Raw genomic sequence first — 23,705 nt, 5'->3', positions numbered from 1 at the left:
CGATGACAGGCTCCGCGAAGCAATCCATGGCGCAACAAGCGGTAAAATGGATTGCTTCGTCGCTTTATTCCCTTGCGAAAACGCTTCGCGTTTCTCGCAGGCAATGACGGTATCCGTGAGCGCCTGCTACTTCTTCGCCCGTTCGATGCCTTCCAGGATCAGCCGGTGGGCGTCCTCGGCGCCGCCCCAGCGCAGCACCTTCACCCATTTGCCCTTTTCGAGGTCCTTGTAGTGCTCGAAGAAGTGCTGGATCTGCTGCAGCGTGATGTCGGGAAGGTCGCTGTAAGTCCTGACCTTGTCGTAGCGCTGGGTCAGCTTCGAGGACGGTACCGCGATGATCTTCTCGTCGCCGCCGGCCTCGTCTTCCATCAGCAGCACGCCGACGGGGCGCACGCTGATCACGGCGCCCGGCACGATCGCGCGGGTGTTGGCGACCAGCACGTCGCAGGGGTCCCCGTCGCCGGACAGCGTGTGCGGGATGAAGCCGTAATTGCCGGGGTAGCGCATCGCCGTATAGAGGAAGCGGTCGACCACCAGCGTGCCGGCTTCCTTGTCCATCTCGTACTTGATCGGCTCGCCGCCAACGGGCACCTCGACGATGACGTTGACGTCGTTTGGCGGATTTACTCCGATCGGGATGGCGTCAATGCGCATAAGGGGCTCCGCTTGGCGTTAAGGGGGCGCCTGGAATCAGGCACGCGTCAGGGTCCGTTTAGACCCGCAGCGGAGCAGGGAAAAGGCTGAATTGAGCATGATCCGGAAAAGTGGGTACCGGTTTTCCGAAAAGATCATGCTCAAAACAAAGAGGTCAGCTTCAGTTGGTCCAGGCGAAAGCAACCTTATCGAGCGATTTGGGCCCGAACTTCTCCGAGGACCGGGCCACCATGCGGCCGCCGAGCGCACGGTAGAATTCCGTCGCGGGGTCGTTATCGGACAGCGCCCAGATCACCATGCTCTTCAGCCCGCTCTGCATCAGATCGCGCCGGGCGGCGGTGAACAGGCGGCGGCCGAAGCCGAGGCCCTGGAATTCCGGCCGCAGATAGAGCTCGTAGATCTCGCCTTCGAAATGCAGGCTGCGGGCGCGGTTGCGGCCGTAATTGGCGTAGCCTGCGACCTTGTCGCCGAACACCAGAACGCTGACGCGGCTACCCTTGCGGATAGCGCTGTCCCACCATTGCGGGCCGCGACGGTTAATCAGTTTTTCGAGCTCGGCCCCGGGAATGATGCCCTGATAGGCGGAGCGCCAGGCTTCATCATGGGTAGACGCCACCGCGGCTGCGTCTGCAGCCTTGGCCGGTCGGACCTCGATCAGGGTTGTGCTCATGTCCTGATCAAAGCAAGTCAGCGGCCCGGCTTCAAGGTCCATCGTTAATTATCGGTTAACCTGTGGATTTTCTGCATCAGTTTTTTGCTCTTGTGTATCGAAAGAGGACAACGGTGCTGTCCTTAACGGTATTTGCCGATCAATGCGGACGAAATGATTGTCAGAATTACCTGCGGAACGCCTCCGCGAATTCCGTTCACGGAAAAATGCGCTGGATTTGATTCGCCGGCGGTATTCTGTTGGTGACTTCGCAAATGCGCCCGCCCTCGGCTGTGTCAGGCCCGTTCATGCATCCGCCAAACCTGCTTTTTGCGCTGATTCTCGTGGCCGCGCTGGGCATGAAGGCCGCATCGGCGCAGCCCGCCCTAGGCGCGCAAGGTGCGGAGGGCGAGCCTTATCGTTTGCAGCAATGGCTGGTGCCGTCGCCCGATGTCGCAACCGCGGCGCATGCGGTGCTGTTTCGGCCGCCAGGCGAGGGACCGTTTCCACTTGCCGTGATCGCGCACGCTTCCACCCAGAACGTCATGCGACGGGCGCAAATGCCGCAGCCCGAATACCGCGCGCTCGCCACCTGGCTGGTGGCGCGCGGCTTTGCCGTGCTGGTCCCCGAGCGGCTGGGCCATGGCGCGACCGGCGGAAAATATCTCGAAGATCAGGGTGGCTGCGACGAGGCCGATTACGCCAAATCTGGTCGCGTCACGGCGAATGAGATTGCCGCCGCGGTCGGCCTTCTGCGCATGCAATCCTTCATCCGGCCCGAGGGCATGGTCGTGATCGGCCATTCGGCCGGGGCCTGGGGCGTACTGGCGCTGGCCAGCGAAGAGCCGAAGAACGTTGCCGCCATCATCGCGTTCGCTCCGGGGCGCGGCGGGCATGCCAATGATTTTCCCAATCGGGTCTGCGCGCCGCATACGCTGATGGCCGCGGTGGGCGAGTTCGGCAAGGCCGCGCGCGTAAAAGTGACCTGGCTGGTGGCGGCCAATGACAGCTATTTTTCGCCGGCTTTCTCGCGCCAACTGGTCGATGCGTTTCGTGCCGCCGGCGGCAGGGCCGATTTTCAGGTGCTGCCGGCCCACGGCAGCGAGGGGCATTGGCTGGTGGAGACCGAGGGCGGTGTAAAACTCGCTGGAGGCGAACTCGATCGCGCCTTGAAGGCGCGATTCCCAACCCAAGCGAAGAAGCGATGACGTTGTATTTCCTCGTCAAATATCTGCACGTGCTCGGTGCGATCGTCATTCTGGGCACCGGCGCCGGCATCGCGTTCTTCATGCTGATGGCCCATCGCAGCCGGGACGCAGCCTTCATCGCGCGTACGGCCGAGACCGTCGTGATCGCCGACATGCTGTTCACGTTGACGGCGGTGCTGCTGCAGCCGGTGAGTGGCGGCGTGCTGATGTGGCTGTCCTCTACCATGTGGAGCGAGCGTTGGCTGATGACCTCGCTCGGGCTCTATGCGGTCGCGGGGCTGTTCTGGGTGCCGGTCATCTTCATGCAGATCGAAATGCGCGATCTCGCGCGCAAGGCGGTTGAGCAAAACCAGGAGTTGCCACCACGCTATTTCGCACTTTTCCACCGCTGGGTTCTGTTCGGGATTCCCGGTTTCGGCGCGGTCATGGCTATTCTCTGGCTGATGATCGCCAAACCGATCTAGGCAAGTATGAACGCCGACATCCGAAAAATTCTCGTGCTCGGGGCCTCCGGCCTGATCGGCCGCTTCGTCACCGATGATCTGCGCGAGCGGGGATTTGCCGTGGTGGGTGTCGCCCGCAAACCGTCCGCGTCGCAGAAAGGCGGCGCGCTCGACCTCGAACTGCCTGTCATGTCGATGAAAGCGGAGAGGCTGGCGCGGCTGCTGCGCGATCACCACATCGATGTCGTCGTCAATTGCCTCGGTGTGCTGCAGGACGGCCCCGGCAGCGACACGGCCGCCGTGCATTGCGATTTCGTCGCGCGGCTGTTGCAGGCGATCCGCGACAGCGACCGCGCGATCCGGCTGGTGCATATCTCGATTCCCGGCACGACCGAGACCGACCGCACCGCTTTCAGCATCACCAAACGGGAGGCCGAGCGGCTGATCGCGGAATCCGGCGTCGCGTTCACGATCCTGCGGCCGGGCTTCGTGGTGGCGCTTGCGGCTTATGGTGGCAGCGCCATGGTGCGCTCGCTCGCGGCGTATCCGTTCGATCTTCCGGCCGCCGAGCGGGACGCGCCATTCCAGCCGGTCGCCATGGAGGACATTGCGGCGACCATCGCCTGGCTTGCGGCGCGCGATCCTTCTGAGGCGAACGCCGTGACATGGGACCTGATGCAGCAGCAGCCGGTCACGCTCGGTGGCGTGATCGATCAATTCCGCGAGGTGTTCGGCACCGGCAGATGGTGGCGCATCGTGATGCCGGCGTGCCTGCTCGATCTCGGCGCTGGATTCGGCGATCTCGCAAACCGGCTTGGCTGGATGCCGCCGATGCGAACCACCGCGATCGCGGAGCTGCGGCGCGGCGTCAGCGGCGACCCCGCCGGCTGGATGGCCGCCACCGGCATCGTGCCGAAGCGTATCGAACAGACGGCCGGAAAACGCCCGGCGACCATCCAGGACAAATGGTTTGCCCGGCTGTTCCTGATCAAGGCGCTCATGATCGCAAGCCTCGTGCTGTTCTGGGTCGTCTCGGGCTTCATTGCGCTGGTGATCTCCTATGACACGGCAGCGGAAATCCTACGGAGCCACGGCTTTCCGCCGTGGCTCGTCGCGCCTCTCACAATCGGAACAAGCTTGATGGATATGAGCATCGGCGTGCTGATCTCGTTCCGTCGTACCGCGGCAGTTGGCTTGGTCGCGGGTATCGTCGCGTCGCTGGGTTATATGGTTGGCGCGGCGATCCTGACGCCGGACCTCTGGATCGAGCCGCTCGGCGCGCTGGTGAAGACCGGTCCCGCCGTCGTGCTGATGCTGGTGGCGCTGCTGACCCTGGATAATAGATAGCGTTTTCAAGCGAAGTGGGAACCGGTTCGCGTGACGAGAACGCGTCAAAACAAAGAGTGCCCATGACCCATTGGCCCGACGATGACGTGATCCTCTATGACGGCGTCTGCATCTTCTGCTCGCGCTGGATCCGCTTCGTCGCGACGCGCGATGCGGCGGCGCGATTTCGTTTCACCGCGATCCAATCGCCTTACGGCACGCGGCTGGCGCAGGCTTTTGGCATCGATCCAAACGATCCCGATACCAATGCGGTCATTCATGGCGGCGTCGCTCACTTCAAATCCGACGGCGCTCTGACGGTACTGTCGCATCTGCCGCGATGGCGCTGGACGCGCGCGTTATTTCTGGTGCCAAAACCGCTGCGTGACGTGGTCTATAATCTCGTGGCGCGCAACCGCTACCGGATTTTCGGAAAGTACGACGAATGCTTCGTGCCGGATGCGGATGTGCGGGCGAGGGTGTTGGAGTAAATGGGCTATCCAAACCCACATGGGCTGTTCTACCCTAGGGGGTATCTAGGCGCTTGAGCGAGTTCACGGACCAATGGCCAACGCCGTTTTTACCACCAAGGTAACTCCGAGTTATAAGGATTTGCCTGAATTCCGTTACCATTTTCCTCGTCGATATCTTGATCGAGCTAAGCAAACAGTGGGTGACTACATAGTCTACTACGAGCCCCGTCGATCGACGTCAGAGTTGTCCAGCTCAGGTGGAAGACAAGCTTACTTTGGTTTCGCTCGTGTCAAGGAGATTGTGGAGGATAAGGACCTTCCCGATCACTATTTCGCTTTTGTAGCCGACTACCAAGATTTTGCGAGCACGGTCCCGTTCGCTGAAGGTTCTATGTACTACGAAAACGCACTTCAAAAGGAGGACGGTAGTACGAACAAAGGAGCTTTCGGTAGCGCGGTACGACTATTGTCCGAGAGCGAGTTCAATAAAATATTGAAGGCGGGATACTCGCCGATCATAGGACAAGAGCTCGAAACGGCACTTGGCGGACTTCAGAACGAAATTTCGGAGCCGGATATTCCCTTCGAGCGGCCAATGGTCGAGGTGACGGTTACTCGTCTGTTCCGCGAAAAGTCTTTCATGTACAATGTGCGCACCGCATACACGAACCGGTGCGCAATGACTGGGTTACGTCTGATCAATGGGGGTGGACGTCCCGAGGTTCAGGCGGCGCATATCCAGCCCGTAGCGGCGAAAGGTCCCGACTCTGTTCGCAACGGCCTAGCCCTTTCTGGAACAGTGCATTGGATGTTTGATAGAGGGCTTATTTCGGTAGGAGACGACTACAAGATACTCGTCGCAAAGAACCATGTTCCCGAAGACGCTGCACGTCTCTTGAACAAGAGTGGTGCTATCTACCTACCGAAGGACGAAACCCTTCATCCGAATGCGCACTTTCTCAGGTTTCATCGGGATAACGTCTTCAAGGGCTAAAGTCCGATGGCATACTTGGGATCAAGGTCGTACTTGATGGCATACCATTCGACAAACTCGTAGGGAGATTGCTTCATCTGCCAATGTGAGACCAACCTCTCATCATCGATGCCTGCATCGTCGATTGTGATGAGGTAGATAGTCGGCCGTGAAGAATCCTGGATTTTCAGGCTGGATTGACCCGGGGAAGGTGGCGATGATTTGCCACAACAAGAGCCTGAGCCAGCAGATCAGGCGGCGGAAGTTATAGCCGACGGCGGCGAGGACGGCGTTGATGGCGTCGCCTTCACGATGCCAGAGGTAGTTGCGGCCCATGCGGTGCTCGGATTTGAGGTGGCCGATGACCGGCTCGACGGCGGAACGCCGTCGCAGCTGGCGCTTGATCTGTGGCGTCACCCGCCGCTTCTGTCCTGAGATGAACACCCTGAACTTGTAATCGGGCGGAGCGTTGTGGCCGCGATAGCCCTTGTCGAGGAGCGCGCGCTCGATGGTGTTGCCGATCAGCGCCTCCATCTCGGGGATGACGGTTGCAAGTGTGTGGCCGTCATAGGGGTTGCCGGGCAGCGCCTTCACATGGCTCACGAACTGCCCGCCCTTGGCGTGCGCCAGCGTAGTGGCGACCGAGACCTTGACGCCGAACTCGTAAGGCCGGTGCGCCTTGCCCTTGCCGATGCATTCCACCTCCGGCGCGTGCAGCGAGTAGAGCTTCGGGCCACGCTGGCGCTGCTTCTGCTCGAGCACTTGTCGCGCCCGCGCCAGCATGCGCTCCAACACGACCCCCCCGAGCAAGTCGGCGTTGCCGCCGAGTTTGCGGCCTATGTCGCGGATGATGCGGCCGAGATAGATTTTGAGCTTCTTCAAGGCTCTGTTGGCGCGCTTGAACTGCTTGGCGTGGGCATAACGCTGGTGCTTGATCAGCGCGAACTTGCCCACCCTGGCATAGGACTGGCGCAGCTTGACACCATATCGCTTCGCCAGCCGGACCAGGATCTCGCGGGCGCGGTTCAGCAGCCTGGCATCGGTCGGGAACATCACGTTCTTGGGCTGCACCGTCGTATCAATGATGACCCGATTAAGATCGGCCGGTTTGATCGCCTCGGTCTTGCTGGCCACCGCAAGGCTCTCCTGCAGCAAGGCCTGCAACTTCTCCTCGCCCATCCGCTGTCGCCAGCGCGTCAGCGAAGAGCGATCGAACACCAACCGGTGCTGGAAGAACTCCTCGCCGCAGAAGAACTGGTAATAGGGGTTCTCCACCCAGCGCTCGCACAACACCTCATCAGAGAGGTCGTAGGTGTGCTTGAGGATCGCGAGTCCCGCCATCAGGCGGGTCGGCAATGGCGGCCGGCCCGGCTTGTCCTCATAGACCGCCCCGAACCGCTGCTCCAGGAACGACCAGTCGATCGTCTGTGCCAGCTTCACCAGCGGGTGGCCCATGTCGATGATCGCGTCCAGCCGCGAGCGCAGAAGATCGGCTTGTCCCGTCTCTCGTCGTTCCCTTGGTCGCATCGCTCCCTCCGATGCGATGACGGAATCACGGCTCGCGATTCGACGGAATCCTCAAAAATGAAATTGCAAGCTTTTGGGCAGTCAAAGCCCCAAAGCTTGCAATCTCAAAGCCAATCTCGCCCGGAAAATCGATTCTTGATCAACCGCTTGGATGGTTCTTCACGGACGACTAGATATCCTTAAGCCGCCGGTTCACGGTGCTACGCCACTTGGGAAAGCTGATCTCTTGCCACGTCCAATTGTCTGTAGTTTTCTTCATGGCGATTTCCGACAAGCGTCTATCCGCAGGATAGACCATGGTAGATGTCGCGCAAGTGGCCCTACTTGTTGATAGCGTGTAGTATTTCTTTCGCCGCCCTGTCTCCCGAATCCCTTGCCCCATGCGCGGTCGAGAAAAACCCCGGCGACGTCGCCTCTCCCGCAAAGAATAATCGCCCGTCGACCGGCGCGGCCAGCACTTCGCGGTCCCCCGCGTGGCCCGGCAGCGCGTGCGAATACGAACCGCGCGCAAACGGGTCGTGGGCCCAGCGCGATTCTGCAAGCGGTTTCAGCTTGCGGCGAAAATCGTTGCCGAGAAACGAGACGATCTCGTCGATGCTCGCGGCGGCAATTGCGCCTTCGCCGCCGTCTTCCAGCGATTGCGCAAAACGGCCGCCGAAAAAGCCTTCGATGCAGGGCTGGCCGAATGGGCGGATGTGATAGGTGCCCATTTCGGTGCGCATGGTGGCGGCGCGCAGATTGCCTTCTTTCGGCAGTGTCTCCGGCTGGTCCAAAGCGAGTGTCACCTTGTCGGCGAGGCCGAGCGGCAGGCCGCGCGCGGCGTCGACTTTTGCCGGCAAGGGCGGATGAAAGCGGATGGCTTCGTCGGCGATCAAATTGGTCGGCACGGTGACGATCACCTTGTCGGCCGTCAGCGTGCCCCGCGAAGTTTCGATGCGGACGCGCTTTGCTGAATGATCGATCAGAGTCACCTCGCACTTGAGCGCGAGCGGACATGTCGCGCCATAGGCGGCAATCAGCGTGCCGTAGCCGCGGCGGATGCGCCAGTTGAGGTCGGTATCCTCATAGGCGTCCATGTCTAGAATGGAGACCTGATCGAGCTCGCAGCCATTGATGTAGGTCGAGATCGCATCGATCATCGGGTTCCAGCGGTTGCCGGGCTCGAGAGACAGGCTGGCGGCAACGTCTCGGCCGCTCTGCTCGGCGTCGATCGCGGCCTTCTCGGCGCGATCGTAGAACGCATCCAGAGCGCGGATGAAGTCGTCGCGATCTTCTTGTGGAAATGCCTTGCCATAGGCGCGTTCGCGCCAGGGCGGCAGTGACTTGTTGATTTCGAAGCCGAGCCGTTCGGCGATTTTGACGAAGGAATTTTCGTCCGCCGAATGCAGCCAGCCGCAGCCGACGTCGAAGGTGACGTCAGGCGAGGCCATGATGGTGTGCGCCCGGCCGCCGACGCGATCGCGCGCTTCCAGCACGAGGACGGAGAGGCCGGAATTCTTCAGCGCGTTCGCGGCGCCGAGGCCGGCGGCGCCGGCGCCGATGATGGCGACATCGACAGAGGAGGGGAGGGAGGACATGCCCTTGCCTCTAGCATGTTCGCCGCCGCGCCTGAAGTCGCGGCATGCATAGCTGTCATCATCCGCGAAAGCGGATGATCCAGTACGCCGCGGCCCCCTCGGTTCTATCTCAGGCGCTAGTTATTACTGGATGCCCCGCCTTCGCGGGGCATGACGAGCCGGGGCAGTTACGCCACCGCTTCCTTGGCTTTTTCCGCGCGCTTGCGGTCGTTGGCGTCCAAAAACTTCTTGCGCAGGCGGATCGATTTCGGGGTCACTTCGACCAGCTCGTCCTCCTCGATATAGGCCAGCGCCTTTTCGAGCGTCATCCGGATCGGCGGCGTCAGGCGCACCGCTTCGTCCTTGGAGGTGGTGCGGATGTTGGTGAGCTGCTTGCCCTTGAGGATGTTGATCTCGAGGTCGTTGTCGCGGGTATGCTCGCCGACGATCATGCCCTTGTAGACCTTCCAGCCCGGCTCGATCATCATGGGGCCGCGGTCTTCCAGCTTGAACATCGCATAAGCCACCGCCTCGCCCTGATCGTTGGAGATCAAGACGCCGTTGCGGCGGCCCTGGATGTCGCCCTTGTAGGGTGCATAACCGTGGAACAGGCGGTTCATGATCGCGGTGCCGCGGGTATCGGTGAGCAGTTCGCCCTGATAGCCGATCAGGCCGCGGGTCGGCGCGTAGAACACGAGGCGCAGGCGGTTACCGCCGGAGGGGCGCATCTCGATCATCTCGGCCTTGCGTTCGCTCATCTTCTGCACGACGACGCCGGAATGCTCCTCGTCGACGTCGATCACGACTTCCTCGATCGGCTCCTGCCAATTGCCGGTGGCTTCGTCCTTCTGCAGCACGACGCGCGGGCGCGACACCGAGAGTTCAAAACCTTCGCGGCGCATGGTCTCGATCAGGATCGCGAGCTGCAATTCGCCGCGGCCGGAGACTTCCATCGAATCCTTGTCGGAAGCCTCGACCACGCGCAGCGCGACGTTGCCTTCGGCTTCGCGCAGCAGGCGGTCGCGGATCATGCGCGAGGTCACCTTGTCGCCTTCGGTGCCGGCGAGCGGCGAGTTGTTGACAATGAACGACATCGACACCGTCGGCGGATCGATCGGCTGCGCCACCAGCGGCGTTTCGACCGTGGGGTCGCAGAAGGTGTCGGCGACGGTGCCCTTGGTGAGGCCCGCAATCGCGACGATATCGCCGGCGTCGGCTTCATCGAGCGGGGTGCGCTCGATGCCGCGGAAGGCGAGGATTTTGGTGATGCGACCCTGCTCGATGGTCTTGCCGTCGGCGCCCAGCACCTTCACGGCCTGGTTCGGCTTGATCGAGCCGGAAGTGATGCGGCCGGTGATGATGCGGCCGAGATAAGGGTTGGCTTCGAGAATGGTGCCGATCATCCGGAACGGGCCTTCCTCGACGCTCGGCGGCGCGACGTGGCGCACGATCAGGTCGAACAGCGGCTGCATGCCGGCGTCGTGGGAGCCGTCCGGGCTGTCGGCCATCCAGCCCTGCTTGGCCGACCCGTAGAGGATCGGGAAATCGAGCTGCTCCTCGCTGGCGTCAAGCGCGGCGAACAGGTCGAACACTTCGTTGATGACTTCGGTCGGGCGCGCGTCGGGGCGGTCGACCTTGTTGATGACGACGATCGGCTTCAGCCCGACCTTGAGCGCCTTGGAGACCACGAATTTGGTCTGCGGCAGCGGGCCTTCGGCGGCGTCCACCAGCACCAGCGCGCCATCTACCATGTTGAGGATGCGCTCGACCTCGCCGCCGAAATCGGCGTGGCCGGGGGTGTCGACGATGTTGATGCGGGTGTCCTTCCACTGCACCGAGGCGGCCTTGGCCAGAATGGTAATGCCGCGCTCGCGCTCCAGGTCGTTGGAGTCCATCGCGCGCTCGGTCACCTTCTGGTTCTCGCGATAGGTGCCGGATTGCTGCAGCAGGCGGTCGACGAGGGTGGTCTTGCCGTGGTCGACGTGGGCGATGATGGCGACGTTACGAAGGTTCATGGCTCTTCTTCTGGTCGTGCATGGTGGATGCGCGATCTCACCGGAAAACCGGGACCCACTTTTCCGGATCGCGCTTCTAAAACCTGGAATACTGGCGCGTGATGACGCTTCTTCGAATCGTCATCCCGCGCTGTCTATTTTGTTTGAGCATGATCTCCGGGCAAACGCGTACCGCGTTTGTCCCGAGGGAAAACCGGTAGCCACTTTTCCGGATCATACTCCGGGGGCGCTTTCTCCCCCAAAAAGGAAGCCCGGCCAAAACGACCGGGCACACCTTACGCGTTGCGGCGCAATATATTCAGAAAACGCCAAAAAACAATGGTTTGTTTGGCATTTGGTTAGCCGATTTTGGGCGTGTCGCCGGCCCTAATTGCCCTTTTCGGGATCGGGATAGACCCCGCGCAAAACCTCGTCAAAATGGCCCTTCACGGCCTCGTTGCAGCCGCAGGAGCGGTTTCGCAGCGCATCCGGGTTGCGGACCAGGATCGAGCCGCGCCGGGTCTCCAGCGTCCCCTCCGCCTTGAAGGTCTGGATGACCCGGCTGGTATAGGAGCGGCCGACCCCGAGCAGGGTCGCCAATTGCTCATGAGTCAGCGGCACGACCTCCTCGCCGTCGGTGCGTTCCATCGCCGAAATGATCCATTTCGCCGTGCGCTGCTCGATCGAATGGATCGCGTTGCAGGCGGTGGACTGGAAGATCTGGGCCAACATGCAGTCGGCGTAACGTGCGAAAATGTTGTTCAGCGTGCGTGATTTCGACTTGGCCGCGTCGAGCTTTCCGACCGAAAGCCGCACGAACGGCCCGGCAAACTTGACCGCGATGCGGGTATAGGCCGGGAGATAGCCTTGGCTGACGATGCCCCCGACCGCGCCCTCCCGGCCGATCAGGATGGTCTCGACATCGCGACCATCCTCGTTGGTCACCATGAAGGACGCGAGGCTGGGGCCGCAGGGGAAGTACACGGTCTCGACGTTGTCGCCGGGACTGTAGAGCAAATCGTTCGGAGCCGCGTCGGCCGGGACGAGGTGCCGTTCGATCAACGCAAAATCGGCGTCGTTCAGGCGGCGCAGCAGATTGTTGAACGGCCGCTCGCCGGCCGCATCTTCCTGTCGCAAAATCATTGAAGGTTCCTGCTCCCCGCCGGAGCACAATAATCGATCCAATCCCGTTTATGTGTTCACTAGTGAACAGACGGTAGAACGTACATGTGGTGTTTCAGTTCCGGAACCGGCGATGCGCTTTACGGGCGTCGGCTTGGTGTTGTGCCTTCCGGGGCGTCGGCCCGGGCCTCTTAATCAAATACTGAACCTTGAACTGGCGAGAGACATGGAACCCGCCTCCTACGACGGCATGCCCAACGATGTGTTGATCGTTGAAGACGATCCAATCATCGCGCTCGATTTCGAAGACACGATTTTGGGGTTTGGCGTGAAGCTGGTGCGGACCGCCGCGAACGTGGCCAAAGCGCTCGATATGATCGCCGAACGGCCGCCGGAATTCGCGCTGCTCGATGTCAGCCTCATTCGCGAGAAGAGTTTTGCCGTTGCCGAGCGGCTCGAAGCGTTGAAAATTCCTTTCGCGTTCGTCACCGGTTATGGCGCCGACGCCAGGCTGCCGGCGGCGCTCGCGTGCAAGCCTCGGCTGCCCAAGCCCTATTCGACCGATGCGCTTGAGGCGCTGCTGAAGAGCCGCGGCAGCAGGCCTTGAGCGGTTGCGGCCTCGCGGCAGCTACACGGGCGCAACTACGCGGGCGCACCTATGCGGGCTTGGGATCGAGCGTCGTCGACCACAGCGCTACGTCGGCGCGGTCGCGCAAGGTCACCGTCATCTGCCCGCTGGCGCCCTCGATCCTGACATGGCCGAAGAACTGCATGCCGGCCGATGGCGGCAGGTTCTGCTTGTCCGCGCCGGGCGCCTTGATGAATTTCACCTCGGGGCCAAAAGTGTTGTCGAGCTCGTTCGGACCGAACGTGCCGGCGTGCAGCGGCCCGGAGACGAACTCCCAGAACGGGTCGAACTCCTGGAATTGCGCCTTGTCCGGGTTGTAGTAATGCGCAGCGGCATAGTGCACGTCGGCCGTCAGCCACACCGTGTTGACGATGCCTGATGTCTTGATGAAACGCAGGATGTCGGCGATCTCCAGCTCGCGGCCGCGCGGCGGGCCATCGCCCTGCGCAAACGCTTCCGAGCCTTTCTTGTTGGCCGCATCGTCATAGACGATGATGCTGAGCGGCATGTCGGACGCGATCACCTTCCAGGTGGCGCGCGAATTCAACAGCGCGCGTTTCAGCCAGGCGAGCTGGTCTGGACCGAGGAAGTAGCTTTCGGGCCCGTAAGCCGTCTGCTGGTTTGGACCATTCGGGCCGCGATAGCTCCGCTCGTCCAGCATGAACACGTCGAGATGCGGGCCATAATTAATAGTGCGATAGACCCGGCCGGGCTCAACAATGCTCTCGCGCATCGGATACATTTCGTGGAACGCGCGCGCCGCGCGGGCGGCGAGCAGGGTGATGTTGCGTTCCTTGTAAGCCGCAGGCAATTCCTTCGACAGCGACCAGTTGTTGGTGACTTCGTGGTCGTCCCACTGCACGAAGATTGGCACCTCGGCGTTGAACGCCCGCAGATGCTCGTCCATGAAATTGTACTTGTGCGCGGCGCGGAATTCGTCGAGCGTTTCGGCGACCTTTGCCTTCTCCGGGGTAGTCACATTCTTCCAGACCTTGCCGTCGGCAAGCGTCACCTCGCTCTTGATCGGTCCGTCGGCATAGACGGTGTCGCCGGAATGCAGCAGGAAATCCGGGCGATGCTTGCGCATGGTGGCAAAGGTGAACATGCCGCCGTCGTCCGGGTTGATACCCCAGCCCTGTCCGGCAACGTCGCCGCCCCAGACGAAACTGACATCGCGTCGATCGCCAGGCGCGGTGCGGAACCGCCCGACCACCGGCTCGCTTTCGATGCCGCTATGCGCGAGGTCGCGAAACCGGACACGGTAGAAGATCTGCTGCCCGGCAGGCAGGTTCTCCAGCAGCATTTTCGCGGTGAAGTCGCTTTCGGGCAGCGCCGCGATCGGAGGCAACGTTCTCGCATTGGCAAAGGACTCCCTCGTGGCGACCTCGACCAGCATTTGCGACGGACGGTCGGCGCGCGCCCATACTACGCCGCCGTCAGCGCCGACATCGCCGGATTGCACTCCGGATGTCACGACCGGCCGGTCGGCGGCGCGGCTGAGATACGGCACCGCAAGAGCGCCGATGGCCCCGGCCCCCGCAGTGGAGAGAAAGCGCCGTCGGGAAAGTCTGCGAGAAATCCTGAACGTCATGTGAGCTCCCTTCGGTCCGGTGCGGGCATGCAATGCCGGCACCGCCAGACCTAGAAAGAAATGATGACGGTTCGATTACGGGATTTGCAGATCACGCGTTGCTGGCGGCGCGAAATTGCGCGCTCGCCCGTTGCAGGTTTTGCGGCATGCTCATCAGGAGCGCCTTGCGGTCGGCCACCGCGTTGTGGAACTGCTCGATCGCGATGTTGAACGCAGTCAACGTGCCTTCCTCGATCGTGCCGTGCTCGTAGCATTGCAGCGTGTCGCGCAGAATGGCATCCGCTTCCGACTGCATCTGGTCGAGTTCGTCCATCGAGTCGCATTGGCGGGCGGCGGTCAGCATGTCGAGAAGCCGGTCGCGCTGCGAGGTGTTGACGCTGCGATCATCCTTCTTGAGATATCCGGCGAACCAGGCGCCGGCGGAACCCATGGCCGACAGCGCCATCAAGGCCCACCAGATGTAATCGCTGTAGCGGTCGAGGAAGGTTTTCTCCTCGCCGTCGACAAAGGCGGCGGCGCCGGGATGAACGGGGATCGTGGCGTCCTTGTCGGTATCGGGCGTCTCGATCTTGGCGGCCAGCGGAAACTCGTTCTTCAGGTTCTGGCGGGCCGCAAACAACTGCCGCGTAAAGATCGCGATGGTCGATTCCGCAATACCCCTGCGCGCCACGATGTGGTGCGAGAAGCTGATCGTCTTGATCTCTTCCTCGGGCCGGCTCGGCGCGCTGCCAAACGTTCCGGCCGGGATCTCGGAGGCCTCATAGGCGGGATGGTTCTGCGCAATTGCCTCGGCCGAATCGATCGCGAGGAATTTCGGCGTGCCGCCGTCGCGCACGGAGGCTGTGATCGCGTCCGCCGTAATCTTGCTGTTGACCGGGCCGGCGGCGAGATAGGCGTCCGCCTTCTGGTTACGAATGGTCTCGGCGGCCTCGTTGGCGGGGAACTGGATGATCTCGACCTTCGCCGGATCGACGCCGTATTGCCGCAGGATCACCTTGAGCAGATTGACGTTGGCCTGGGTGCGGCCGACGACGCCGATGCGGCGCCCAGTGAGCTGGCCGATTTTCGTGATGGCGGGCGCGGCCTTCTTTCCCTTGGTCTTGGCCGCAGTCGGCACCCACAGCACTACGACGTTCTTGCGCAGCGTCGCCACGGCCTGCGCATTCTTCGGCACATCGAGGTCGCCCCTGATGATGGCAAGATCGGCTTTGCCTTCTCCGAGCAGGTTGGCGCTCGTCACCGCGCCATCGGTCTGCACCGGGCGCAACCGGACCACGCTGTTTCGCTGGTTGTTGAAGGCCTGCGTCAGGTTCTGAACGACTTTGAGGTCGTCGCTGTTGACCGGGCCGACCGCGATCCGCAGCGTCACCGGCCGCATGGCAAAGTAATAGCCGGCAACCAGCGCGCCGACGATGGCCAGCACGCCGGCCAGCGTGACGAATGTCAGCCGTTGTTTCGCTGATCGGGGCGAGGCTGGGGCCGGCTTTTCCGAAGGGAGGGGGCCGTCGCTCATCAATCCCTGGATAGTCGTTGGAGGTGCAATTTCATGCCGCCGGCATGCTTACCGACCTACTCTAGCAAATTTCCCGCTTAACCATTGTTACATCTGCGTCATGGTTACCGGCGCCCCCAAACCGCCATTGGACACCCGATGTGGCTCATTCCGGGCGAGGGATCCCCGATGCGGCCTTCGGTGTTAGGGTAGAGGGGCAGTCTGAAACGGGAGGCAATCATGGCGGAACGGCTGTCGGCAGAGGCGCGGAAATCGGCGCTGGCGGAACTTCCCGGCTGGTCCGAGACGCCGGGACGCGAGGCGATTGCGCGGACCTTCACCTTCAGGGACTTCAACGAAGCCTTCGGATTCATGTCCCGCGCCGCCCTGGTGGCGGAAAAGAACGACCATCATCCGGAATGGAAGAACATCTACAAGACGGTCGACGTGGTGCTGGCGACCCACGATGCCGGCGGGGTCACCCGGCTCGACATCGATCTGGCCAAGGCGATGAATGCGATTGCCAAGCAATTGGGCGTGGCCTGAGTTGGCGGCCCACGATCCTTGCAGGGTAGGGCGGACATCCCCAATTCTTGAATCATACAATCGGCCGCGGCGATCTGCCGCGCCCGGGTTCCGAGGAGCGCCGCGATGGCATCGTCCGATCACACCGTGGGTTTCGAACCGGCCGACCGGCTGGCGCAGGACCGTGACAGCGTGCGCCGGCGCTTCGGGATCAAGTTCAAGCAGGTGGTGGCGCAGCTTCCCTTCGCCGAAGACCTGCTGGCGGCCTACTACTGCGCGTTCGACAAGGAGACGCCGCGTCACGTGCAGGCGGCGCTGCTCGGCGCCGTCGCCTATTTCATCCTGCCGTTCGATTTCGTGCCGGACATGCTGCCGGTGCTCGGCTTTACCGACGATGCGGCCGTCCTGGCCACCGCCATCCGCATGGTCGCGGGCCACATCACGCAGGAGCATCGCGACGCCGCCCGCGCTGCGCTGAAGCGCGGGATCGACACCGCCGACGTGAAGGATTGAATATCAAGGAGCCCCGCTCCGATGCGAACCGGAACGGGGCTCTGGTTTGAAGCGTTTCGCTAACGCTGCGCCGGCTGGGGAGCCTGCGCCCTCGCGCTGCGCTCGGCCTCCCAGGCCTGGAACTGCCTGAACAGGGTTTCCTTGTCCGCATCCGTCTTGACGGCTGCCGCGGTCGCCGGGCTCTGCTTCAGGAATTCATCGAACCTGGCGCGTGACACGGCCTCGACGTTGTGGCTCTTGAGCCATTGTTCGGCGACCGGCAGACGCTGCCAGTCAGGCAACGGCGCCGACAGCGAGACCTCCTTCCACTTCGGGTGGAACGGCGGGTTCTGGAACGTCGGAAACTTCGTGAAAAACGCGTCCACGAACTGGGACAGTTTGCGATAGCGGTCGGTATTGGGCGCCCAGTTGTAGGCGGCGAGCACCGCGGGCACGGCGATGGTATCGACCTTCTCGCCCTCCGCAATCAGGTTGGGATAGTCCTTCGACGTCAGCGTCGCCGGCAGGTAGTCGGTCTGCAGCGGTCGCGAATAGTCGACAGGTACGAGGTGGAAGCGGTTGTCATTGAACGCGCTGACCGATTTGTATGGCTTGCCGCCGACGGCAATCACCGCGTCGATTTCGCCGGCCCGCATTTTTTCCATCGCGATACGCTGCTCGATATAAAGGAAGTTCGGCTTGATGCCGAGCCGCTCGAACACGATTGCCGCCGTCACGAAGGTGCCGCCGTTGGGAAGATCGACGCTGACCTTCTTGCCATTGAGCTGGTTGATGTTGGTGACCGACTTCGACGAGATGACATACATCTCTTCATTGTAGAGCTTGGTCACGTAGGTGAACTGCTTCTTGATGTCCTTGGCGAAGCCCTTTTTCTCGAGATAGTCGAGCGTGTCGGCTCGCACGATGCCGAGGTCGACGCCCTGCAGGAACAGGATGTCGGCGACGCTCTGCACAGAGCCGCGCCCGACGATCGGAAGTACGCGCAACTTGTTTCCGTCGTCGAGCACGGAAGCGAGGTCGGCACCGAACTGCACATAGGTGCCGCCGATCGTCCCCGAGATAAGCGTGACTGTGTTCTGGTTCAGCGCCTGCTTTGTGGCGACCGAACCGAACTGAAAAATAGCCTTCAGACTGTCGCTGACCTTGGCTGGATCGTATTCCGTCTCTGCAGCCCGGGTCGCCGTGTTGCTGCATGCCATCGTCATGGCAAGCAATGCCATTCCGAACAAATGTCGCATAGATTCTCCTGCGCTGGTCTTGAGTAATTAATTAATTCTGCAGCTGACCGAGCCGCCGCTTCGCGTCAGCCGAACCGAGTTGGGCGGCCTTCTGGTACCATACTTGCGCCGTCGCCGCATCGGGCGTGACGCTCCGCAAATCCTGGCTGCCCAGCACCTGCGGATCATACGTCCCCGCCAGCATCAGCGCCGCTTCCGCCTCCTGCGCGTCCGCGGCCCGTTCGAGCAGCAGTCGGGCGGAGGTGATGTCGCCGATCGCAAGCAGGCTCTTGGCCCGCTTCAGCAGCACCGCAAGCTCGTCCGGATCGATGCGTCGTACCGGAGCTGCCTCGCGTGTCACCGGAACGGGCTCACGAACGGCCGGAGCGACCGCGACCACTGGGGCCGTCGGAGTTACCGCCGCGACTTCGCGGGAGGCTTCGCGGGCCGCAGGCTCAGGTACCGCGACCTTGCCCTTGAGCGCGCTCTGATAGGCGGCGGCGATTTCGTCGCGCGACGGCGATGCCGATGCCAGCGCATTGGGCGGCGAGCGGCGAGCGGCCGCAACCTCTGCTCCGGACGGTTCGGCGGCGAGCGGCGGCGCGGCAATGCGCTGCGGCTGCGGAGCCTCCGGCTGCGCCACGGCGAGTTGGGCGGGCGGCGGCGCGCTGCCGCCACCGAGCGAGGCGTTGAAGATGACGGCACGCGTCGAGTCGATGGAGAACAGCGCGAGAACGGCCGCGATCGCCGACACCACCACGACGCCGGTCACGATGCGTCCCGCGCGCGCTTTCTTCAGCCCGCCGCTACCGAACCGCCGGTCGCCGTTCGCGAAAGTATATTCGGAAAGCTGCTGGTGAGACTCCTCCTCGTAGTTGGCGAGGAAAAGCGGTACCGGCTCGTTTGGCGGTAGCTCCTCCGGCAGCACATCCGTCCGCTCAAACGACAGCGCGAAGGGCTGCTCATATTGAGGCCGCTCGTATTGAGATTGCTCGTACTGAGGCTGCTCCTCGTATTGGGGCTGCGGCTCATATCGTAGCTGCTCTCGGAGCTGCTGGTATCGCGCCTGGTCGGCTTCATACAACCGAGGATCGCTGATGGCTTCGTCGAACCGGTCGAACGGATCTCTTGACTGAGCCGGCCTGTTATTCTCCGCCATGGTGATGTTCCCCACTACTGCAACGCAACTACGGGCGTCCCCTGCACCTACTTCTTGCTTTTGTTGACGTACAGGAGCCCCTTAACTGATGGTTAAAGTCGCACACGGAATGGGTTCAAAAAACGACCGTGGCCGGTGCGAATGGGGAGATATATTGGTATGATTGAGGCAAAGAAGCGGCATAAGGGGTTTTTGGAACACGCATTGTTACCGAAAATTATCTCGGTGACATGACATCAGAGGCCTGCGTCACCTGGCGACACGCCCCTCCGGCCTGCGTCCCTTCGAATGGATGACAATGCAACAGATGATCCGGCATCTCCACTCAGGGATGCAGGATCACCTTGCCCATCGCCTTGCGGCCAGCGAGCACCTTCAGCGCTTCGGCGGTTTGCGCCAGCGGAAAAGCGCGGTCGACATGCGAGGAGATCTTGCCTTCCGCGGTCCACTTCACGAGCTTCTCCAGGTTGGCGCGGTTCTTCTCGGGGTTGACCCGGGTCCACGCGCCCCAGAACACGCCGCGGATATCGCAACCCTTGAGCAGTGCGAGGTTGAGCGGCATCTTCGGGATGTCGCCCGCGGCGAAGCCGATCACCAGGAAGCGGCCTTCCCAGGCGATCGAGCGCAATGCGGCCTCGGCGTAAGTGCCGCCGACCGGATCGAAGATGATGTCGACGCCCTTGCCGCCGGTGAGCCGGCGCAAGCCCTCCTTCAGGTCTTCCTTGCTGTAATTCAGCGTCAGCTCGGCACCGTGCGCTTTGGCAAATTCGAGTTTCTCGTCCGACGAGGCGCAGGCGATCACCTTCAGGCCCATCAGCTTGCCGAGTTCGCAGGCCGCAAGTCCGGTGCCGCCGGCAGCGCCGAGCACCGCAAGCGTCTCGCCGGGCTTCGGGCTGGCGCGGTCTTCCAGCGCGTGCAGCGCCGTGCCGTAGATGATGATGATGCCGGCGGCGCGATCGAAATCCAGATTGTCGGGAATTTTCACAATAGAGCTTGCGGGCAGCGCGATCTTTTCGCGCGCGCCGTTATGGCCGCAGGACGCCACCACGCGGTCGCCGACCTTCAGGTCGGTGACGCCGGCGCCGATGCTTTCGATCACGCCGGCAACCTCGGCGGCCGGCGAAAACGGGAACGGCGGCTTGATCTGGTACTTGCCCTGGATCATCAGGATGTCGAAGAAATTCAACGCCGCGGCCTTGATAGCAATCACCGCCTGTCCCGGTTCGGCCACCGGATCGGGCACGTCGGCCAGCACGAGGTCGTCGGGTTGGCAATATTGCGAGCAGAGAATGGCTTTCATGGGCGCACCTGATTGTCGGACCGGGAAAGAAGAGGCCGGATGCTTCTTGCCGGATTTGAAGGCAGGCTACAATCCGATTCAGGCGTATGGCCTAGGGTGATCGAAGGGGATTCAAGCGATGTTTGAAAAGGGCTTGCTGGCGGGAAAGCGGATATTGGTCACCGGTGGCGGTTCGGGGCTCGGCGCGGCGATGGGACACCGCTTCGTCGAGCTCGGCGCGGAGCTGATCATTTGCGGACGCCGGCTCGAATTGCTGGAGACGACGGCCGCGCGAATGCGCAGCGAACTCGGCGGCAAGGTCGGCGTGATCGGCTGCGATATCCGCGACGGCGCAGCGGTCGATGCCATGATGGAAGAGATATGGCGCGAGGCGCCGATCGACGTGCTGGTCAACAATGCCGCGGCGACCTTCATCGCGCAGACCGAACACCTGTCGCCGCGGGCAGCCGATGCGATCCTGGCGCCGACGCTGCACGGCACGATGTACTGCACGCTCGCCGCGGGCAGGCGCTGGATCGACGGCAAGCACAAAGGCGTGGTGCTGAGCATTCTCTCGACCTCGACGATCACCGGCCGCGCCTTCACGGTGCCGTCGGCGATGGCGAAGTCCGCCGTGCTCGCGATGACCAGGAGTCTTGCGGTGGAATGGGGACCCAAGGGTGTGCGCACGGTCGCGATCGCGCCCGGCGCGTTTCCGACGCCCGGCGCTTCGGGCCAGCTCCGTCCCGAGGGCCGCGATGAAGGCTGGGCGCAACGCAATCCGCTCGGCCGCGCCGGCGAGCATGGCGAACTTGCTGACCTGGCGAGCTTTCTGATTTCGGATCAGGCCGGTTACATCAATGGCGAGATGGTGGTGCAGGATGGCGGCGCGCATTTGCGCAGTTCCGGCGCCGAGGATCTGCTGCAATGGACCGATGCGCAGTGGCAAAGCCAGCGCGAGCGCCGGCCGAAGGGCTGAAACCAAAACCTTCGGTTTTGATTCGCCTAAGGGACGTCATTTGATTCGCCTAAGGGACGTCACAAGGATCTTGGGACGAAGCGTCGCCACGGTGGTGACAACGCTGTAACTGCCTTCCCAAAAAAGCATTTCCCAGCTATCCATCCCCCGGCGGCGCGATGCGCCTTCGGGCCATCTTCCAGTCACAATGATGAGGGAACCAGTTGTCCGTGTTGCGAATACTGACATTTCTGGTTGCGATTGCGGCGTTGTTTGGGACGTCATCCCTCGCGCAAGCACAGGGCGCTGCTTCGAAAGGCGCCAAGGATGCGGCCAAGCCTGCGCCCGCACCTGCACCGGCGGCAAAGCCGACGACGGCCAAGCCTGCGAAGCCGGAACCGGCAGCGACCGCCGCGGCCGGTGGCGCGGAACCCACCTTGATCGGTCAGTTCGGAACCTGGGGCGCCTACTCGGCGACGCCGAACGGCAGGAAGGTTTGCTTCGCGCTGGCGAAACCATCGTCCTCCAAAACCAATCCGCCGAATCGTCCGCGCGATCCCGCCTACGCTTTCGTCTCGACGCGTCCGGCCGAAAGAGTCGTCAACGAAGTTTCGATCATGATCGGATACGCGCTGAAGCCGGGTTCGGAATCCTCTCTCGAGGTCGGCGGCTCGGCCTATGCGATGTATACCCAGGGCGACGGGCTCTGGATCAAGAACGCCGCGGAGGAAGAGCAGATGGTCAACGCCATGCGCAAATCCGCCGAAGTCACCGTCAAGGGTGTTTCGGCCAAGGGCACCGAGACCACAGACGTCTTTTCGCTGAAGGGATTGTCCCAGGCGCTCGACCGGCTGGCGCAGGACTGCAAGCGCTAGGCGGCTTTTAAGCTCAGAATGACGTTGTTTACGGGCCTTGGAAGGCCTATTTGAAGCTGCCTCCCCTCATGGTGAGGAGGCGCTTGCGCCGTCTCGAACCATGAGGCCCGGCTCTCACCCTTCGAGACGCGGCGAAGGTGCCGCTCTTCAGGGTGAGGGAGAAACCTCCCTAGAACAGAAATCCGATGACCGCAGTTTCGACCGAGACGAATTCCATGCCGACAGTGGCCGTGGCGCCGCTGGAGAAGGTTCCGCTCGAAACCTACGTGCCGCCGGCAAAACCCTCGCTGATCGGCCTGTCGCGTGCCGAAATCGCCGATCGGCTGGGCGAGATCGGCGTGCAGCCTGCGCAGCGCAAGATGCGGACGCAGCAGCTCTGGCACTGGATGTACGTCCGCGGCGCCAAGGCGTTCGACGAGATGACCAGCATTTCCAAGGAAATGCGTGCGCAACTAGAGCAGCATTTTACCGTCGACCGCCCCGAAGTGGTGGCCGAGCAGATTTCCAACGACGGCACCCGCAAATGGCTGTTGCGCCTGCCGAGCGGTGATGCATTCCAGAAGGCGCACGAGGTCGAGTGCGTCTACATTCCCGAAACCGATCGTGGCACGCTCTGCGTTTCCTCGCAGGTCGGCTGCACGCTGAACTGCTCGTTCTGCCACACCGGCACGCAGCGGCTGGTGCGCAATCTCACGGCCGGCGAAATCGTCGGCCAGATCATGGTGGCGCGCGACCGCCTCAATGACTGGGCCGATCGCGAGACCCCGACCGGCAGCCGGCTCGTCACCAATGTCGTCATGATGGGCATGGGCGAGCCGCTTTATAATTTCGACGCGGTGCGCGATGCGTTGCTGATCGTCGCGGACAATGAAGGCGTCGGCATTTCCCGCCGCCGCATCACGCTGTCGACCTCGGGCGTGGTGCCCAACATCATCCGCACCGGCGACGAGATCGGCGTCATGCTGGCGATCTCGCTGCACGCCGTGCGCGATGAGTTGCGTAACGAGCTGGTGCCGCTGAACCGCAAATATCCGATTGCCGAATTGCTGCAGGCCTGCCGCGATTATCCTGGCTCATCCAATGCGCGGCGCATCACCTTCGAATATGTGATGCTCAAGGGCGTCAACGACTCCATGGATGACGCCAAGCTGCTTGTTAAGCTGCTCAAGGGCATTCCGGCGAAAATCAATCTGATCCCGTTCAATCCGTGGCCGGGCGCCAAGTATGAGTGCTCGGACTGGGAGCAGATCGAAAAATTCTCCGAATATATTTTTAACGCCGGCTATTCCTCCCCGGTGCGCACGCCGCGCGGCCGCGACATTCTCGCCGCCTGCGGCCAGTTGAAGTCGGAGACCGAAAAACTGTCCGCGCGCGAGCGCCAGGCGCTGCGCGCCATGGCGATGACGGATTGAGAATAGTGTCCCCGTCATTGCCTGCGACAAACGCGAAGCGTTTGCGCAAGGGAGCGAAGCGACGAAGCAATCCATCTCCCAGCAAGCGGCAGGATGGATTGCTTCGCTTCGCTCGCAATGACGGAGTCCAG

General features: G+C 62.2%; 22 protein-coding genes. 11 read left to right on the top strand and 11 right to left on the bottom strand.

Annotation, left to right across the window (positions count from 1 at the left end; all coding sequences use genetic code 11):
- Nucleotides 1–126: 126 nt before the first annotated feature.
- Together ppa and V1283_RS37225 are read right to left on the bottom strand one after the other, a co-directional pair.
- The gene (gene ppa, locus V1283_RS37230) at nucleotides 127–654 is read right to left on the bottom strand and encodes an inorganic diphosphatase (protein WP_334391568.1); all 528 of its coding nucleotides are present in this window, start codon (nucleotides 652–654) and stop codon (nucleotides 127–129) included.
- A 160-nt stretch (nucleotides 655–814) separates the two neighbouring features.
- Nucleotides 815–1,324, bottom strand: coding sequence for a GNAT family N-acetyltransferase (locus V1283_RS37225; protein WP_108520852.1), 510 nt, complete (start codon nucleotides 1,322–1,324; stop codon nucleotides 815–817).
- Nucleotides 1,325–1,578: 254 nt separating this feature from the next.
- Here V1283_RS37225 and V1283_RS37220 point away from each other — a divergent pair, with 254 nt between their 5' ends.
- The 5 genes from V1283_RS37220 to V1283_RS37200 all read left to right on the top strand — a co-directional run bounded on the left by V1283_RS37220 (nucleotide 1,579) and on the right by V1283_RS37200 (nucleotide 5,747).
- Nucleotides 1,579–2,511 carry an alpha/beta hydrolase family protein gene (locus tag V1283_RS37220; RefSeq protein WP_442895808.1) on the top strand — a complete coding sequence of 311 codons (933 nt, stop codon included), beginning with the start codon at nucleotides 1,579–1,581 and terminating at the stop codon, nucleotides 2,509–2,511.
- The gene (locus V1283_RS37215) at nucleotides 2,508–2,975 is read left to right on the top strand and encodes a DUF2269 family protein (protein ID WP_334391567.1); all 468 of its coding nucleotides are present in this window, start codon (nucleotides 2,508–2,510) and stop codon (nucleotides 2,973–2,975) included. The genes V1283_RS37220 and V1283_RS37215 overlap by 4 nt, the downstream gene beginning before the upstream one ends.
- 6 nt (nucleotides 2,976–2,981) lie before the next feature.
- A complete protein-coding gene (locus V1283_RS37210; RefSeq protein ID WP_334391566.1) occupies nucleotides 2,982–4,301 on the top strand; it encodes an SDR family oxidoreductase in 1,320 nt (439 codons plus the stop codon).
- A 62-nt stretch (nucleotides 4,302–4,363) separates the two neighbouring features.
- Complete coding sequence (locus V1283_RS37205; RefSeq protein ID WP_334391565.1) at nucleotides 4,364–4,771, top strand: thiol-disulfide oxidoreductase DCC family protein; 408 nt, start codon at nucleotides 4,364–4,366, stop codon at nucleotides 4,769–4,771.
- 73 nt (nucleotides 4,772–4,844) lie between these two features.
- A complete protein-coding gene (locus V1283_RS37200; RefSeq protein ID WP_334391564.1) occupies nucleotides 4,845–5,747 on the top strand; it encodes an HNH endonuclease in 903 nt (300 codons plus the stop codon).
- A 102-nt stretch (nucleotides 5,748–5,849) separates the two neighbouring features.
- On the opposite strand, the gene V1283_RS37195 is transcribed toward V1283_RS37200, so the two are convergent.
- The 4 genes from V1283_RS37195 to V1283_RS37180 all read right to left on the bottom strand — a co-directional run bounded on the left by V1283_RS37195 (nucleotide 5,850) and on the right by V1283_RS37180 (nucleotide 11,946).
- Complete coding sequence (locus tag V1283_RS37195; protein ID WP_334391563.1) at nucleotides 5,850–7,253, bottom strand: IS5 family transposase; 1,404 nt, start codon at nucleotides 7,251–7,253, stop codon at nucleotides 5,850–5,852.
- Nucleotides 7,254–7,573: 320 nt separating this feature from the next.
- Nucleotides 7,574–8,830: a flavin monoamine oxidase family protein gene (locus tag V1283_RS37190; protein ID WP_334391562.1), complete on the bottom strand. Its 1,257-nt coding sequence runs from the start codon at nucleotides 8,828–8,830 to the stop codon at nucleotides 7,574–7,576.
- Nucleotides 8,831–8,997: 167 nt separating this feature from the next.
- A complete protein-coding gene (typA, locus tag V1283_RS37185; protein WP_334391561.1) occupies nucleotides 8,998–10,824 on the bottom strand; it encodes a translational GTPase TypA in 1,827 nt (608 codons plus the stop codon).
- 366 nt (nucleotides 10,825–11,190) lie between these two features.
- The gene (locus V1283_RS37180) at nucleotides 11,191–11,946 is read right to left on the bottom strand and encodes a Crp/Fnr family transcriptional regulator (RefSeq protein WP_334391560.1); all 756 of its coding nucleotides are present in this window, start codon (nucleotides 11,944–11,946) and stop codon (nucleotides 11,191–11,193) included.
- A 205-nt stretch (nucleotides 11,947–12,151) separates the two neighbouring features.
- Here V1283_RS37180 and V1283_RS37175 point away from each other — a divergent pair, with 205 nt between their 5' ends.
- A complete protein-coding gene (locus tag V1283_RS37175; protein ID WP_334393317.1) occupies nucleotides 12,152–12,532 on the top strand; it encodes a response regulator in 381 nt (126 codons plus the stop codon).
- A 49-nt stretch (nucleotides 12,533–12,581) separates the two neighbouring features.
- On the opposite strand, the gene V1283_RS37170 is transcribed toward V1283_RS37175, so the two are convergent.
- Nucleotides 12,582–14,144, bottom strand: a complete 1,563-nt coding sequence (locus V1283_RS37170; protein ID WP_334391559.1) for an alkaline phosphatase D family protein — start codon at nucleotides 14,142–14,144, stop codon at nucleotides 12,582–12,584.
- 91 nt (nucleotides 14,145–14,235) lie between these two features.
- Complete coding sequence (locus tag V1283_RS37165; protein WP_334391558.1) at nucleotides 14,236–15,657, bottom strand: TAXI family TRAP transporter solute-binding subunit; 1,422 nt, start codon at nucleotides 15,655–15,657, stop codon at nucleotides 14,236–14,238.
- 201 nt (nucleotides 15,658–15,858) lie between these two features.
- Here V1283_RS37165 and V1283_RS37160 point away from each other — a divergent pair, with 201 nt between their 5' ends.
- Complete coding sequence (locus tag V1283_RS37160; protein WP_334393316.1) at nucleotides 15,859–16,182, top strand: 4a-hydroxytetrahydrobiopterin dehydratase; 324 nt, start codon at nucleotides 15,859–15,861, stop codon at nucleotides 16,180–16,182.
- A gap of 105 nt (nucleotides 16,183–16,287) precedes the next feature.
- A complete protein-coding gene (locus tag V1283_RS37155) occupies nucleotides 16,288–16,674 on the top strand; it encodes a YkvA family protein (protein ID WP_334391557.1) in 387 nt (128 codons plus the stop codon).
- A 59-nt stretch (nucleotides 16,675–16,733) separates the two neighbouring features.
- Here V1283_RS37155 and V1283_RS37150 read toward each other — a convergent pair whose 3' ends face one another.
- The 3 genes from V1283_RS37150 to V1283_RS37140 form a co-directional block, all read right to left on the bottom strand.
- Nucleotides 16,734–17,912 carry a TAXI family TRAP transporter solute-binding subunit gene (locus V1283_RS37150; RefSeq protein WP_334391556.1) on the bottom strand — a complete coding sequence of 393 codons (1,179 nt, stop codon included), beginning with the start codon at nucleotides 17,910–17,912 and terminating at the stop codon, nucleotides 16,734–16,736.
- A 31-nt stretch (nucleotides 17,913–17,943) separates the two neighbouring features.
- Nucleotides 17,944–19,050, bottom strand: a complete 1,107-nt coding sequence (locus V1283_RS37145; protein WP_334391555.1) for a hypothetical protein — start codon at nucleotides 19,048–19,050, stop codon at nucleotides 17,944–17,946.
- Nucleotides 19,051–19,375: 325 nt separating this feature from the next.
- Complete coding sequence (locus tag V1283_RS37140; protein ID WP_334391554.1) at nucleotides 19,376–20,350, bottom strand: NADPH:quinone oxidoreductase family protein; 975 nt, start codon at nucleotides 20,348–20,350, stop codon at nucleotides 19,376–19,378.
- Nucleotides 20,351–20,468: 118 nt separating this feature from the next.
- On the opposite strand from V1283_RS37140, the gene V1283_RS37135 reads away from it, so the two are divergent.
- The 3 genes from V1283_RS37135 (at nucleotide 20,469) to rlmN (ending at nucleotide 23,574) form a co-directional block, all read left to right on the top strand.
- A complete protein-coding gene (locus V1283_RS37135; protein WP_334391553.1) occupies nucleotides 20,469–21,308 on the top strand; it encodes an SDR family oxidoreductase in 840 nt (279 codons plus the stop codon).
- Between the two features lie 209 nt (nucleotides 21,309–21,517).
- Entirely contained in the window at nucleotides 21,518–22,162 is a 645-nt protein-coding gene (locus V1283_RS37130) for an invasion associated locus B family protein (protein WP_334391552.1), read from the top strand.
- A 215-nt stretch (nucleotides 22,163–22,377) separates the two neighbouring features.
- A complete protein-coding gene (gene rlmN, locus V1283_RS37125) occupies nucleotides 22,378–23,574 on the top strand; it encodes a 23S rRNA (adenine(2503)-C(2))-methyltransferase RlmN (protein ID WP_334393315.1) in 1,197 nt (398 codons plus the stop codon).
- Nucleotides 23,575–23,705: the final 131 nt, after the last annotated feature.

It is taken from the genome of Bradyrhizobium sp. AZCC 2262 (assembly GCF_036924535.1).
Classification (GTDB): Bacteria; Pseudomonadota; Alphaproteobacteria; order Rhizobiales; family Xanthobacteraceae; genus Bradyrhizobium.
This window is presented reverse-complemented; position numbering and strand designations above follow the sequence as displayed.